Source organism: Streptomyces sp. NBC_01116, assembly GCF_041435495.1.
Taxonomy (GTDB): domain Bacteria; phylum Actinomycetota; class Actinomycetes; order Streptomycetales; family Streptomycetaceae; genus Streptomyces.
The window spans coordinates 6,192,840-6,207,616 of record NZ_CP108644.1 but is presented as its reverse complement, the minus strand read 5'-3'; the positions used below and the strand labels follow the sequence as shown (position 1 = coordinate 6,207,616).

Sequence of the window (14,777 nt, the reverse complement as noted above, 5' to 3'; positions counted from 1 at the left end):
CCGACCGGCGGACCCGTCACTTGCCGAAGCGGCGTTCCCGGTTCGCGTACGAGCGCAGCGCGCGCAGGAAGTCCACGTGCCGGAAGGCCGGCCAGTAGCAGTCCACCCAGTGCATCTCGGCGTAGGCGGACTGCCAGAGGAGGAAGCCGGACAGCCGCTGCTCGCCGGAGGTGCGGATGATGAAGTCGGTGTGGTCGGCGACGGGCGAGTACAGGTGCCGCGAGATGTCGTCGATCCCGAACCGGGCGACCAGCTCGGCCGGGTCGCCGCCGGCCGCGATGTGCTCCTCGAAGGCGCTCTTCACCGCGTCGACGATCTCCCGCCGGCCGCCGTAGCCGACCGCCACGTCCACCTTGAGGCCGCCGCGCCCGGTCGTGGCGGCGGTGGCCTCCTTGAACACCCGGGCACTGGCGCCGGGCAGCATGTCGAGCGAGCCGATCGCCCGGACCTCCCAGTCGCGGCCCTCGGCGGTGATGTCCCGGACGGTCTCCTCGATGACCTCGATCAGCGGGCCGAGCTCCTCGGCGGGGCGGCCCAGGTTGTCGTCGGAGAGCATGAAGAGGGTCACGTGCTCGATCCCGGCGGCCGTGCACCAGCCCAGGAACGTGGTCACCTTGGCGCCGCCCGCCCGGTAGCCCTCCCGGACGTCCGTGTGCCCGGCCTTCCGGGCCCAGCGGCGGTTGCCGTCGACCATGATCCCGACGTGCTGGGGGCGCGGCAGGCCCACCAGGGTGGCGGCGAGCCGACGCTCGTACACCGCTTCGATCGGTCGTCGGAGGAACAGGGGAAGCAGCTTCATGGCCCCACTCCATCACAGGACCACCGGTGCCGGAGGACCCCGCCGGCGGTCCCGGACGCCTCCGGCGTCTTCCGGCCGGTCCTCACAACGGGCCGTCCCCGTCGTCCGGTTCGGTGATCGGACGGTCGCTGACCAGGGCGGCAAGCACCAGCGGCGCGTCGCCGTCGCTGTGCCCCACGGTCAGGGCGACCCACCGGCCGCCGGGGGCGACCGGCCCCCAGACCGTCAGGTCCCCGTACAGATCCTCGGCGAACAGCGCCTCGAACAAGGGCTCCACCGGCGCCCCGGCCTCCCGCCGCGACAGCGCCACGTGCAGCCGCACCGGCCGGTGCGGGCCCCAGCGGTCGTCCAACGCCCGCGCCAGCGCGGCCAGATGGCCCTCGGCGGCCTCCTCGGCGTCGTTCCACTCGGGGGCGTACACGCCGGTGAGGGGGTCCCCCTCCCAGAGCGGCACGATCCGGAAGCCCGCCCCGACGGTGACCGTCCATTCACCGGTGGCCGGGTCGCCCTCGGCGGCGGTGGGGCCGGTCGCCGGTACGGAGGCGGTGAGGAGCCCGGCCACCTCGGCCGTCGCGCGCTCCGCGTCGAAGTCCTCGCCCGCCCGGCAGGTCACAGGACCGCCCGGTCCATCGGGCGGGGCAGCGGAGCCAACGCCCCCGCCTCACGCAGCCGCTGGTACACCCGCACCACGCCCGCGCTGTCGCCCGGGGCCGCGATGCTCAGCAACTCCCCGCCGCCGGGCAGGGGTTCGCGGACCACCTCCAGGCCGTCGGGGACGAGGGCGGCGCGGGCCGGGGAGAGGTAGCCTGTCCGGCCGACGACGGGGTCGCCGACGGAGTACCCGGCGTCGTCCTCCAGCGCGTCCAGCACGTCGTCGTCGCTCACGTCGCCGAAGTCCGGTTCCCACACCCGGGCGACGAGCGACAGGAGCGCCTCCTCGGGGACCACGGCCCCGTCCGGGGCGTGCAGGATGATCGCGAGCGACTGGAGCAGGAACTCCGGCGCCCCTCCGGCCAGTCCGCTGACCTCGGCCTCCCAGCCGGGCGCCCCGGTGCCGACGAGCCGCAGCCCGGTGCCGGTGAGGTCCGACCAGTCGGCCGCGCTCTGGGCGGTGCGGAGCGCGCCGAGCAGGGCGTCCCCCTCGGCGGTGAAGGCGGTGGCGGGACCGTTCCCGTGGACCTGACTCCAGGAGTCGGCCGTCTGCGGGACCAGCTCGGCGAACCCGTCGAGGGTCCGCCGCCACCGGTCGGCCAGCGCCTCGGCCGGCTCCGGCCGGGGACCCCAGAAGCCCCGCACTACACGTCGCATGCTCGTCTCTCCTCCGTCGGCCGGCCCGCTGCACGCGGTCCCCCGGCCGGACGGCGGCCGGGATCACCACGCGTGCAGGCTACAAGGCGCCCCGGGACGACAGGGGGCTTGCGTCCCGGCGCGGCCTACTCGTCGAACGCCCCCGGCTTCCGGGTGCTGTCGTTGGGCTTCGTCGGGCTGTGGACCACCTTGACCGGCAGCCCTTCGTCCCGGAAGGCCCTGCGGGCCGCCTTGGCCACCTCCGGGTCGGAGAAGTGCCACTCCACGCTCCGGCCGCCGGACGCCTCCACCTGGGCGCGGGCCTCGGTGACGAACTTGTCCTTGCCCGACGGGGTGAGCGTTCCGCTGTCGGACTTGGACAGATAGCTGCCGTAACCGTTCTTGGCCTCCAGGAACGTCTGCCGGGAGGAGTCCCAGCCGTCGTACTCCACCGCCGGCTTGCCCTCGCGGGGGTGCGGCACGACGTACTCCTGGCCCCGGTTGGTACCGGTCACCTGCTCCTGGTAGCGCAGCCAGGACTCGTTCTTCCAGTTGGGTGCGGGGTTGCGGTCCCGGCTCGCCCAGTAGCCGTCGCCCGCGTCGGCGTCCCCGAGCGTACGGTCCGTGAGGTCGTCGGCCCAGGACGGCGGGTTGTAGTTGCGCGGGTCGGAGGTGTCGTTGCGCTGCGCCTCCGGGTACTTCTTCTTGTCCACCTCGGCCTTGCGCGCCCGCTCGGGCTCCTCCAGCCTCTTCTGCTCCAGGTGGGCGGCCCGTTCGGCGGCCCGCGCCTCGGCGGCGGCCGCCTTGGCCGCCTCGTCGCACCCGCCGTCCCCGAGGACGATCCGGCCCGGGGAGCCGCCCGCCAGCACTCCGGTGCCCGGGCCCGGGACACCGGTGGCCCCGCCCCCGCCCCCGCCGTACCGCACGCCCGGCGGGCCCGAGGCGATGGCGCAGCCGGTCCTGCGCGCCGCGTCCTCGGCGGTGTCCGCCGCGTCGTCGGCCTCCTTCGCCGCCTTCCGCACGCCGTCGAGGTCACCGGCCTCGGCCGCCTTGCGGGCGCGGCGGGCGGCGGCCCCGGCGTCGTCGGCGGCGCGGCCCACGGCTCCGGCGGCCTTGCCGAGCACACCGAGCTTGCCGACCTTGCCGACGACCTTCCCGACGTTGTAGCCGGGGATGAAGATCGAGCCGACGTTCCAGATCACATCGGTGACGGCCCGGGTCTTCTCGCCGTTGTTCCAGCGCTCGCGGACCTCGTCCCCGACGAACACGTCGTCCCCGACCGTGACCACCGTGCCGACGGACGCCTTGCCCCAGTCCCAGATCGCGCCCAGGTAGTCGCCGTCCGCCCACTTGTCGCCCGCGCCCGAGGAGTCCTGCGTCCACTGGTCGCCGAGCTGCTTGCCGTAGTCGGCGAGGCCCGACCAGGTCTCCGGCTTGAACAGGTCGATGATGCCGGTGATGTCGCCCCAGAGTCCGTCGACCACGAGGCCCTTGACGACCTGCGTCGTACGGTCCCAGGCACAGCCGAAGAAGCCCCAGCCCCCGCAGTCCTCCTGCTCCTCGGCCTGCTCGCCGCCGCCCTCGCCCTCCCCGTCGTCGGACGCCTGTACGTCGTGGGCGGCCTCGGGCTCCTCGTTGTCGTCGGGGAAGGTGTCCTCGCCGGTGCCGGGGCGGCCGGTGTCGTCGGGACCTCCCGTGCCGCCGCCGGCCGCGGTGGACCCGGAGCTGTCGCCGCCGCCGGTCCCGCCCGTGCCGCCGGGGCCCTCGGTGCCGCCTGAGCCTCCCGTACCGCCGGTCGCGTCGCCGCCCGCGGAGCCGCCGGTGGCCCCGTCCGCGGACCCTCCGGTGACACCGCCCGTGGTCGTCGAGCCGCCGTCGGCTCCCCCGTTCGCGCCGCCGTCCGCGCCGCCGTCCGCGCTCCCCGACGTACCGCCGTCGGCTCCGCCGTCCGTGCCACCGTCGGCTCCCGCGTCCGTGCCCCCGTCCGGGCGTTCGCCCGCCTCGACGGAGCCGCTGCCCGGGGAGACCGGGCAGGAGCTGCCGGTCAGCGAGCAGATCGCGGACTGGAGGCCCTCGGTGATCCGGCCGCCGAGGCCGCCCACGGTCATGGCCGCGATCAACGCGACGACGATCAGGACCAGGCCCAGGTACTCCAGCGCGGTCTGTCCCCGGTCCCGCTTCCAGGTGATCATGTGCGGGAGCGAGAACTTCGGCGGCCGCCCCCGTTCACCGGGCGGCAGCCGGAACCACGCCCGGCTCCCCGCGCGGCTGATCAGGACGATGATCAGGATCGGCAGGACCAGCTGGGTCAGCCCGTCCGGCGACCCGTCCCCGAGGTTGGCGAGGCCGCCGAGGATCAGCCAGACCTGGACGGCGACGATGCCCCACCGCACCCGCGCGCCGCCGGTCCTCACGTGCCGGGCCAGCAGCGCCGCGAGCACCCCGGGCGCGGAGGCGTACAGCAGGATGCCGAGCACCTCGGCGCCCATGGCGTCCGCGGCGAGGGCCGAGCCGGACAGGCCGACCGCCCCCAGCACCGTCGCCCCGAACAGCACGAGGAGAGCCACGCGCACCAGGACGAGCGGGCGCGGGAGTTCACGCCGCGGGGCGACGGCCGGAGCCGGGCCTCCCGCTACGGGTATGCCACCGACAGCAGACATACGTGATCCGACCCCCGGCACCCATGAGTGACATGACAACCGGTCACCCTAGGGGCGGGGGCCGCTCGCGTCGTGGGCCCCAGGACCCAACCCCGGGCCCACCCGGCGGGGTTGACCGGGACGCGGAACGCAACGTACCCGGCAGCGGGGCCGCTCGTACGGAACGAGCGGGCCTGCTACCGGGTACGGAGCGGGGTCGTGCGGCGGTGCCCCCCGCGTCAGTCGGTGAGGTTCACCGAGCGGGCCGAGGACGCGCCGATCTCCTCGGAGATCTCGGTCAGCACCGGCTGCGGGACGGTCTCGTCGACGGTCAGGACGACCAGCGCCTCGCCGCCCTCTGCGGCCCGCGAGACCTGCATGCCCGCGATGTTCAGCCCGGCCTCGCCGAGGATCTTGCCGACCGCGCCGACCACACCGGGGCGGTCCTGGTAGCGCAGGACGACCATGTGGTCGGCGAGCGCCAGATCGACGTCGTGCTCACCGATGGCGACGATCTTCTGGAGGTTCTTCGGGCCGGCCAGCGTGCCGGAGACCGCGACCTCCTGGCCGTCGGAGAGCGTGCCGCGCACGGTGACCACGTTGCGGTGGTCGGGCGACTCGGAGCTGGTGGTGAGGCGGACCTCGACCCCGCGCTCCTGTGCGAACAGCGGGGCGTTGACGTAGGAGACGGTCTCGTCGACGACGTCCTCGAAGACGCCCTTGAGGGCGGAGAGCTCCAGCACCTTGACGTCGTGCTGGGTGATCTCGCCGTACACCTCGACGTCGAGCCGGGCCGCGACCTCGCCCGCGAGGGCGGTGAAGATCCGGCCGAGCTTCTCGGCGAGCGGCAGGCCGGGGCGCACGTCCTCGGCGATGACGCCGCCCTGGACGTTGACCGCGTCCGGGACCAGCTCGCCGGCCAGCGCGAGGCGGACGGACTTGGCGACCGCGATGCCCGCCTTCTCCTGCGCCTCGTCGGTGGAGGCGCCGAGGTGCGGGGTGCAGACGACCTGGTCGAACTGGAACAGCGGGGAGTCCGTGCAGGGCTCCTTCGCGTACACGTCGAGGCCGGCGCCGGCGACGCGGCCCTCCTTGAGCGCGGAGGCCAGGGCCTCCTCGTCGACGATCCCGCCGCGCGCGGCGTTGACGATGCGCACCGAGGGCTTCACCTTGTGCAGCGCCTCGTCACCGATGAGACCGAGGGTCTCGGGGGTCTTGGGCAGGTGCACCGTGATGAAGTCGGCGACCTCCAGCAGCTCGTCCAGGCTGAGGAGCTTGACGCCCATCTGCGCGGCGCGGGCCGGCTGGACGTAGGGGTCGTAGGCGACGATCTTCATGCCGAAGGCCGACATGCGCTGGGCCACCAGGACGCCGATACGGCCGAGGCCGACGACGCCGAGGACCTTCTCGCTGAGCTCGACGCCGGTGTACTTGGAGCGCTTCCACTCACCGTTCTTGAGCGCGGTGTTGGCCTGCGGGATGTTCCGCGCGGTGGCGACGAGCAGACCGCAGGCCAGCTCGGCGGCGGTGACGATGTTGGAGGTCGGGGCGTTGACGACCATCACGCCGGCCTTGGTGGCCGAGGAGACGTCGACGTTGTCCAGACCGACGCCGGCGCGGGCCACGACCCGGAGCTTCTTGGCGGCGGCGATGGCCTCGGCGTCGACCTTGGTGGCGGAGCGCACCAGGATGGCGTCGACGTCGACGATCGCGGGGAGAAGCTCGGCGCGGTCGGCGCCGTTGCAGTGCCGGATCTCGAAATCCGGACCCAGGGCGTCGACCGTTGCGGGCGACAGCTCTTCAGCGATGAGTACGACAGGTTTCGAGCTCACGTGAGTCCTCACAAGTCCAGTGCGGACGGCCGTCCCGACGGCCGCAGGCGGTGGAGGGGCTAGCCGCGTGGAAGACGCACGACACTGTGGGCCCTGACGCGTGTATCTGTTGAGAAGTGTAGTCATGCGACGCGCCTCGTACTGCGCCCCGGTGAAAGGATCACCCGCACGAGGGTGGACGTGGTGTACCCCCGTACGGAACTGCCCCTCCGGTACCCCCGTACGGAGCGGCTTCTCCGGTCATCGCGGAGCGGGGCGGGTCCGTGAAGGACCCGCCCCGCTCCCCCGAGGCCTAGGCCTCTTCGTCGTTCACCCAGCTCATCAGCTTGCGCAGCTCACGGCCGGTGGTCTCCAGCAGGTGGTCGCTGTCGGCCTTCTTGTACTCGTTGTACTTGGGCAGACCGTTGTGGTACTCCGCCATCCAGGCCTTGGCGAAGGTGCCGTCCTGGATCTCGGTGAGGACCTTCTTCATCTCGGCCTTGGTGTCGGCCGTGATGATGCGCGGGCCGGTGACGTAGTCGCCCCACTCGGCGGTCTCCGAGATGGACCAGCGCATCTTCTCCAGGCCGCCCTCGTACATGAGGTCGACGATGAGCTTCAGCTCGTGCAGGCACTCGAAGTACGCGATCTCGGGCTGGTAGCCGGCCTCGGTCAGCGTCTCGAAACCGGCCTTCACCAGGGCGGCGGTGCCACCGCAGAGGACGGCCTGCTCACCGAACAGGTCGGTCTCGGTCTCCTCGGTGAAGGTCGTCTTGATGACGCCGGCGCGGGTGCCGCCGATGCCCTTGGCGTACGAGAGGGCGAGCTCCAGGCCCTTGCCCGAGGCGTCCTGCTCGACGGCCACGATGCAGGGAACGCCGCGGCCCTCCTCGTACTGGCGGCGGACCAGGTGGCCGGGGCCCTTGGGGGCGACCATGCAGACGTCGACGCCGGCCGGCGGCTTGATGAAGCCGAAGCGGATGTTCAGGCCGTGGCCGAAGAACAGCGCGTCGCCGTCCTTGAGGTTGTCCTTGACGGACTCCTCGTAGACCTGGGCCTGGATCGGGTCCGGGACGAGGATCATGATGACGTCGGCCTCGGCGGCGGCCTCGGCCGGGGTCACCACGCGCAGGCCCTGCTCCTCGGCCTTGGCCTTGGACTTCGAGCCCTCGTGCAGACCGACGCGGACGTCGACGCCGGAGTCACGGAGCGACAGCGCGTGGGCGTGGCCCTGGCTGCCGTAACCGAGAACCGCGACCTTGCGGCCCTGGATGATGGACAGGTCGGCATCGTCGTCGTAGAACAGCTCGGCCACTGGGTCTTCTCCTTGGTGTGCAGGTGTTGCGTCCCACCGTACGGCGGGGTGCGTCGTATGCGTTGTCGGGTCTCGCCATGCGAGCGGCGCGGAGGCCGCCCGCCGTTCCGCCTAGGCGGAACGGTCGAGGGCGCGCAGGGACCGGTCGGTGATCGAGCGCGCGCCGCGCCCTATGGCGATGGTGCCGGACTGGACGAGCTCCTTGATGCCGTACTGCTCCAGCATCTTGAGCATCGCGTCCAGTTTGTCGGCTCCTCCGGTCGCCTCGATCGTGACGGCCTCGGGGGAGACGTCGACGGTCTTGGCGCGGAACAGCTGGACGATCTCGACGATCTGGGAGCGGGTCTCGCTGTCGGCGCGGACCTTCACCAGGACGAGCTCCCGCTGGATCGCAGCGGCGGGCTCGAGTTCGACGATCTTCAGGACGTTGACCAGCTTGTTGAGCTGCTTGGTGACCTGCTCCAGGGGCAGGCCCTCGACATTCACGACGATGGTGATGCGGGAGATGTCGGGGTGTTCGGTGGTACCGACCGCGAGCGAGTCGATGTTGAAGCCGCGTCGGGAGAACAGGGCGGTGATCCGGGCGAGGACACCTGGCTTGTTCTCGACCAGGACGGAGAGCGTGTGCTTTTCGGACATGGAGTCGGTCTCTCTCTGTCTCTCAGTCGTCTTCGTTGTCGCCGAAGTCGGGGCGGACGCCGCGGGCGGCCTGGACCTCGTCGTTGGAGGTGCCGGCCGCGACCATCGGCCAGACCATGGCGTCCTCGTGGACGATGAAGTCGATCACGACGGGGCGGTCGTTGATGGAGTTGGCCTCTTCGATGACCTTGTCCAGGTCGGCCGGGTCCTCGCAGCGGATGGCGTAGCAGCCCATGGCCTCGGACAGCTTGACGAAGTCCGGGACGCGGGTGCCCTTGGCGGCGTTGCCGTCCGCGTCCGGGCCCGAGTGCAGCACGGTGTTGGAGTAGCGCTGGTTGTAGAAGAGGGTCTGCCACTGGCGGACCATCCCGAGCGCGCCGTTGTTGATGACGGCGACCTTGATCGGGATGTTGTTGAGCGCGCAGGTGGTCAGTTCCTGATTGGTCATCTGGAAGCAGCCGTCGCCGTCGATCGCCCAGACCGTGCGGTCGGGCATGCCGGTCTTCGCGCCCATCGCGGCCGGGACCGCGTAGCCCATCGTTCCGGCGCCGCCGCTGTTGAGCCAGGTGGCGGGCTGCTCGTAGTCGACGAAGTGGGCGGCCCACATCTGGTGCTGGCCGACGCCCGCCGCGAAGATCGTGCCCTCGGGGGCGAGCTTGCCGATGCGCTGGATGACCTGCTGCGGGGAGAGGCTGCCGTCCTCGGGCAGGTCGTAGCCGAGCGGGTAGGTCTCGCGCCAGCGGTTGAGGTCCTTCCACCAGGCGGTGTAGTCGCCGGTGTGGCCCTCGGTGTGCTCGGCCTGGACGGCCTGGACCAGGTCGGCCAGGACCTCGCGGGCGTCGCCCACGATGGGCACGTCGGCGGTGCGGTTCTTGCCGATCTCGGCCGGGTCGATGTCGGCGTGGACGATCTTGGCGTACGGCGCGAAGCTGTCCAGCTTGCCGGTGACGCGGTCGTCGAAGCGGGCTCCGAGGGCGACGATCAGGTCGGCCTTCTGGAGCGCGGTGACGGCGGTGACCGCACCGTGCATGCCCGGCATTCCCACGTGCAGCGGGTGGCTGTCGGGGAAGGCGCCGAGCGCCATCAGGGTGGTGGTGACGGGCGCTCCGGTCAGCTCGGCGAGGACCTTCAGCTCGGCGGTGGCCCCGGCCTTCAGGACGCCGCCGCCGACGTACAGCACGGGGCGCTTGGCCTGGGTGATCAGCTTGGCGGCCTCGCGGATCTGCTTGGCGTGCGGCTTGGTCACCGGGCGGTAGCCGGGCAGGTCCTGGGTGGGCGGCCAGCTGAAGGTGGTCCGCGCCTGGAGGGCGTCCTTGGCGATGTCGACGAGGACCGGGCCGGGGCGGCCGGTGGAGGCGATGTGGAAGGCCTCGGCGATGGTGTGCGCGATGTCCTCGGCCTTGGTGACCAGGAAGTTGTGCTTCGTGATCGGCATCGTGATGCCGCAGATGTCGGCTTCCTGGAAGGCGTCGGTGCCGATGGCCTTGGAGGCGACCTGGCCGGTGATCGCGACGAGGGGCACGGAGTCCATGTGCGCGTCGGCGATCGGGGTGACCAGGTTGGTGGCGCCGGGTCCCGAGGTGACCATGCAGACACCGACCTTGCCCGTGGCCTGCGCGTACCCGGTGGCGGCGTGACCGGCGCCCTGCTCGTGGCGGACCAGGATGTGGCGGACCCGGGTGGAGTCCATCAGCGGGTCGTAGGCGGGGAGGATGCAGCCTCCGGGGAGGCCGAATACCGTGTCGGCGCCGACTTCCTCGAGAGAGCGGATGAGGGACTGCGCGCCCGTGACGTGCTCAACGGTGGCGGACGGCTGTCCGCTGTTACGGGCGCGCGGCTGCGGGTGGTGGGCCCCGGTGGCCTGCTCGGTCATCGGCATTCTCTTCTCGAAGCTGAGGGTTTTCGCGGGTGTTTTGCAGCGGTTTGAGCTGTGTCAGTGCAACAAAAAACCCCTCGTGCCGTGAGGCAAGCGAGGGGAGCGCGCCGGGTGCGGTCGCAGAGTTTCATGGAGTGACTCTGCTTCAGCCGACGCGCTTTCCAAGTACGAGAATTCGGGTGCGCATGGCATTGACCCTCTCTCCGGCACGCATGAAGTGTCAAGTGGGTGGGACGGGCGTCTCAGCATGTGATCCAGTGAGCAGGGGGACGGAGCCGCCCGCCAGCACCGGCCGGGGGCTCGGGATGCCCGGTACGGGGAACTCCCCGCGGACCAGGGCCCGTCGCAGCCGGTACTCGTCGAGCGGGCCGGAGAAGGCCATCCCCTGGCCGTGGGTGCACCCCATGGAGCGCAGGGCGAGGACCTGCTCGGGGACGTCGACCCCGTCGGCGACGGACTGGAGGCCGAGGTCGCAGGCGATCCGCAGGAGACCACTGGTGATCTTGTGCAGCCTGGCCGATTCGACCACGCCCTCCACCAGGTTCCGGTCGAGCTTCAGGACGTCGATGGGGAGCCGGCGCAGCGCGTTGATCGCCGCGAAACCGCTGCCGAAGCCGTCGAGCGCGATCCGTACGCCGAGGCGGCGCAGGGCCACGAGGCGCTGCTCCAGGGCGTCGAAGGAGACGCGCGGGTCGCTGTCGGCGACCTCGATCATCAGGGCCCCCGAGGGCAGGCCGTGGCGGGTCAGCAGCGCTTCGACGGAGTCGGAGGGCGAGGCCGCGTCGAGCAGCCGGGCGGCGGAGAGCCGGACGGAGACGGCGACGGGGTGCCCGGCCCTGGCCCGGTCGGCGGCCTGGGCCACCGCCTCCTCCAGGAGCCAGCGGCCGAGCTCGGCGGTGCGCTCGTCGTCGCCGGAGACCCGGAGGAACTCGGCGGGCGTGAACAGGATGCCCTGGGCGGAACGCCAGCGGGCCTGGGCGGCGACGGCGGCGACGGAACCGCTGGCGAGGTGGACGACGGGCTGGTGGAGCAGGGCGAACTCGCCCTCGCGCAGGGCGGTGCGCAGCCGGGTGGCCAGCTCGGAGCGGCGTACGACGTCGGCCTGCATCTGGGGGGCGTACAGCTCGACCCGGTCCTTGCCGCCGGCCTTGGCGCGGTACATCGCGAGGTCCGCGTTGCGCATGAGGTCGGTGGGGCTGATGGCGGGCTCGGCGAAGGCGACGCCGATGGAGGCGGCCACGCGGACCTCGCTGGGGCCGATCCGGTAGGGCTGGGAGAGGGTGAGGCGCAGCCGGTCGGCGATCTCGTGGACCTGGTACTCCCGGGCGCCCTGGTCGCGGGTGCCGTCGCCCAGGATGAGCGCGGCGAACTCGTCGCCGCCGAGCCGGGCCGCGGTGTCGCCGGCCCGGACGGAGTCCTGGAGGCGGCGGCCGGCCTGGACGAGCAGTTCGTCGCCCGCCTGGTGGCCGATGGTGTCGTTGACCGCCTTGAAGCCGTCGAGGTCGATGAAGAGGACGGCGGTGCCGGGGTCGCCCGAGCGGCGGCCGCCGAGCGCCTGGCGGACCCGGGCGGTGAACAGGGCCCGGTTGGGCAGGTCGGTGAGCGGGTCGTGCTCGGCGTTGTGCTGCAACTGGGCCTGGAGCCTGACCCGTTCGGTGACGTCCCGGCTGTTGAGGAGGAGGCCGCCCTGGTGGCGGTTGACGGTGGACTCGACGTTGAGCCAGTCGCCCGCGCCCGAGCGGAAGCGGCATTCGATGCGGGTGGTGGGCTCCTCGTGCGGCGGTGCGGCCAGGAAGCGCCGCACCTCGTGGACGAACCGGCCGAGATCGTCGGGGTGGATGATCGAGGACAGCTCGGAGCCGACGAGGCCCTCCGCCTCGCGCCCGTAGACCCCGGCGGCGGCGGGGCTGACGTAGCGCAGGGTGCCGTTGGGCGCGGCGATCATGATGACGTCGCTGGAGCCCTGCACGAGGGAGCGGAAGTGGCTCTCCTTCTGGGCCAGTTCCTGGGTGAGGGAGATGTTGTCGAGGAGCATGATGCCCTGCCGGACGACCAGTGCCAGGACGACGGTGCAGCCGGTGAAGATGACGACCCGGTCCACCCGGCGGCCGTCGACCACGTTGTACAGGATGCCCAGGGTGCAGACGGCGGCGGCGAGATACGGGGTCAGGGCGGCCAGCGAGCCGGCGATCGGGCGGCTGGCGATCGCGCGCGGGGGGCCGGGCCGGCCGGCCGGCCCGGCCCCGCTCCGCGCTCCCCAGGGCGCGTAGGCGAGGAGCAGCGACCCGGCGAACCAGCCGGCGTCCAGGAGCTGGCCCGAGTTGTAGGTGGAGCGCAGCAGCGGCGAGGTGAAGACCGCGTCGCTGAGCACGGTGAGCGCGAGGGCGGCGATGGCGGTGTTCACCGCGGAGCGGTTCACCCCGGCCCGGCGGAAGTGCAGGGCGAGCACCATCGAGACGAGCACGATGTCGAGCAGCGGATAGGCCAGCGAGAGGGCCGCGGGCGCGACGCTGGCGTCCTGGAAGCCCGCCAGGTGCGTGGTGTGCGCGAGGGCGAGGCTCCAGGCGAGCGTCAGCAGGGAGCCGCCGATCAGCCAGGCGTCCAGGGCCAGGCACACCCAGCCGGCCCGGGTGACGGGCCGTTTGGCGAGCACGAGCAGTCCGACGATGGCGGGCGGCGCGAAGCAGAGGAAGAAGAGGTCGGCGAGGGAGGGCGTGGGCACGGGGACGCCGAGGACCACCTCGTACCAGCCCCAGACGGCGTTTCCGCAGGCCGCCATGGCGGAGGAGAGCGAGAACAGCAGCCAGGCGGGCCGGAGCCGGATCGCGACCGTCCGTGCGTAGAGGAAGCAGGAGACCGCGGCGATCAGGGCTGCCGCGGCGAGGCCGAAGTCCCCCATGACGAGCGCGACCTGCGGCGACCCCCAGCCGACGGCGGCGCCCACCGAATATCCCGCGCAGACGACGCCGAGCAGGATCCGTGACCGCAGCCCCGTGGAGCCGGCGGCGGACCGCGGGGCGAGCAGGGCACCCAGCGCGCTCACCGGAGGGCTCCCCGCCCCGGGCCCGCCGGGAACGTGCTCACCGGCTCCTGGTTCCTCGCGGGGCCTCTCCGGCACCGCTCGCTCCGGCCCGGCCCCGGCCGCTTCGGTGAGGCAGGTCCGGGGCAGGGATCCGGCCATCGGCGGGCGCTGTGCTCCGTCGGCGCGGGCGGCCGCAGCCGTCCGCTCGTCAGCGTCGGATCGTCTCTCCATGGCCAGCACATCGCCCGTCGCCCCCTCGCGTTCCGATGCTCCCCCCGCGCCGTCCCTTCCACGGCGCAGCCCCCCGGGTCGGACGATACACCAGATCCGTCACTCAGGGCCATAGTTCCTCTACGCTCCGTGACGAAAGGCGAGGTGAGCGGCACTGCGTGCATCCGGACCGCCCCGTAGCGTGGCTGCTTCGGCGGGCTCAGCCGGTGGTGGTCACGACGTTGCGCACCGGCTCTCCGGCGGCGAACCGGGTGAGCTGTGCGGCCAGCAGCCGCTTGGCGCGCGGTTCGAACGCCGAGGTGCTGCCGCCCACATGGGGCGTGATCAAGACATTCGGAGCATGCCAGAGAGGGTGGCCCGCGGGCAGGGGTTCCGGGTCGGTGACATCGAGTGCGGCGCGCAGTCGTCCGGATTCGAGTTCGGACAACAGGGCCTTGGTGTCGACGACTCCACCGCGGGCGACGTTGACGAGGAGGGCTCCGTCGGGCATCGCGGCGAGGAAGTCGGTGCCCACCAGCCCCTGCGTGGACGGGTTCAGCGGAGTGGAGAGGATCACGACGTCGGCCTCGGGCAGCAGAGCGGGCAGATCGTCGAGCGTGTGTACGGGGCCGCGTGCGGTGGTCCGCGCGGAGCGCGCGACGCGCGCCACCCGCGCGCACTCGAAGGGGGCGAGCCGGTCCTCGATGGCCGAGCCGATGGATCCGTAGCCCACGATGAGGACGGACTTGTCGGCGAGCGACGGGTAGAAGCCGGAGCGCCACTCCTCCTTGTCCTGCCCGTGGACGAATCCGGGGAGCCCGCGCAGGGAGGCGAGGATCAGGGCGAGCGTCAGCTCGGCGGTGGACGTCTCGTGCACCCCCTTGGCGTTGCAGAGGCGTACGCCGGCGTGGAGCAGGCCGAGGCCCGGCTCCACGTGGTCGATGCCCGCCGAGAGCGTCTGCACCACCTGGACGGCGCTCATCGAGCCGAGCGGGCGCATCGCGACCTCGGGGCCCTTCATGTAGGGCACGACGTAGTAGGCGCAGTCGGCCGGGTCCCCCGGGTAGTCCGGTTCGCCGTCCCAGAAGAGGTAGTCGAGGCCCTCGGGCAGCCCCTCGATCTCCTCGGCGGGGAAGGGCAGCCACACATCAGCAGTCGTCGCAGTCATGGTCAGGAGGC

Annotated in this window: 10 protein-coding genes; all 10 read right to left on the bottom strand. The window is 72.2% G+C overall.

Going from position 1 to position 14,777, the window contains the following annotated elements; translation table 11 throughout:
- Positions 1-16: 16 nt before the first annotated feature.
- Positions 17-799: an isoprenyl transferase gene (locus tag OG245_RS27425; protein WP_359622585.1), complete on the bottom strand. Its 783-nt coding sequence runs from the start codon at positions 797-799 to the stop codon at positions 17-19.
- 82 nt (positions 800-881) lie between these two features.
- Positions 882-1,412 (bottom strand): hypothetical protein, encoded by a 531-nt coding sequence (locus tag OG245_RS27420; protein ID WP_371626081.1) that lies wholly within the window; start codon positions 1,410-1,412, stop codon positions 882-884.
- Positions 1,409-2,107: a hypothetical protein gene (locus tag OG245_RS27415; RefSeq protein ID WP_371626080.1), complete on the bottom strand. Its 699-nt coding sequence runs from the start codon at positions 2,105-2,107 to the stop codon at positions 1,409-1,411. Before OG245_RS27415 ends, OG245_RS27420 begins: the two co-directional genes overlap by 4 nt.
- A gap of 125 nt (positions 2,108-2,232) precedes the next feature.
- The gene (locus OG245_RS27410; RefSeq protein WP_371626079.1) at positions 2,233-4,746 is read right to left on the bottom strand and encodes a Tox-REase-5 domain-containing protein; all 2,514 of its coding nucleotides are present in this window, start codon (positions 4,744-4,746) and stop codon (positions 2,233-2,235) included.
- A 218-nt stretch (positions 4,747-4,964) separates the two neighbouring features.
- On the bottom strand, positions 4,965-6,557 hold the full coding sequence (gene serA, locus OG245_RS27405; RefSeq protein ID WP_219612360.1) for a phosphoglycerate dehydrogenase: 1,593 nt from the start codon (positions 6,555-6,557) through the stop codon (positions 4,965-4,967).
- Positions 6,558-6,849: 292 nt separating this feature from the next.
- Positions 6,850-7,851 (bottom strand): ketol-acid reductoisomerase, encoded by a 1,002-nt coding sequence (ilvC, locus tag OG245_RS27400; RefSeq protein ID WP_215104806.1) that lies wholly within the window; start codon positions 7,849-7,851, stop codon positions 6,850-6,852.
- 111 nt (positions 7,852-7,962) lie between these two features.
- Positions 7,963-8,490: an acetolactate synthase small subunit gene (gene ilvN, locus OG245_RS27395; protein WP_371626078.1), complete on the bottom strand. Its 528-nt coding sequence runs from the start codon at positions 8,488-8,490 to the stop codon at positions 7,963-7,965.
- Positions 8,491-8,512: 22 nt separating this feature from the next.
- Positions 8,513-10,369 (bottom strand): acetolactate synthase large subunit, encoded by a 1,857-nt coding sequence (locus OG245_RS27390; protein ID WP_371626077.1) that lies wholly within the window; start codon positions 10,367-10,369, stop codon positions 8,513-8,515.
- A 217-nt stretch (positions 10,370-10,586) separates the two neighbouring features.
- Positions 10,587-13,409 (bottom strand): putative bifunctional diguanylate cyclase/phosphodiesterase, encoded by a 2,823-nt coding sequence (locus OG245_RS27385; protein ID WP_371626076.1) that lies wholly within the window; start codon positions 13,407-13,409, stop codon positions 10,587-10,589.
- 409 nt (positions 13,410-13,818) lie between these two features.
- Entirely contained in the window at positions 13,819-14,766 is a 948-nt protein-coding gene (locus OG245_RS27380; protein WP_371626075.1) for a 2-hydroxyacid dehydrogenase, read from the bottom strand.
- Positions 14,767-14,777: the final 11 nt, after the last annotated feature.

Bases quoted from the DNA above. Each gene is read 5' to 3' on its own strand.
- OG245_RS27425 (WP_359622585.1), bottom strand. From the start codon at position 799: ATGAAGCTGCTTCCCCTGTTCCTCCGACGACCGATCGAAGCGGTGTAC.
- OG245_RS27415 (WP_371626080.1), bottom strand. From the start codon at position 2,107: ATGCGACGTGTAGTGCGGGGCTTCTGGGGTCCCCGGCCGGAGCCGGCC.
- OG245_RS27410 (WP_371626079.1), bottom strand. From the start codon at position 4,746: ATGTCTGCTGTCGGTGGCATACCCGTAGCGGGAGGCCCGGCTCCGGCC.
- ilvN (WP_371626078.1), bottom strand. From the start codon at position 8,490: ATGTCCGAAAAGCACACGCTCTCCGTCCTGGTCGAGAACAAGCCAGGT.
- OG245_RS27390 (WP_371626077.1), bottom strand. From the start codon at position 10,369: ATGCCGATGACCGAGCAGGCCACCGGGGCCCACCACCCGCAGCCGCGC.
- OG245_RS27380 (WP_371626075.1), bottom strand. From the start codon at position 14,766: ATGACTGCGACGACTGCTGATGTGTGGCTGCCCTTCCCCGCCGAGGAG.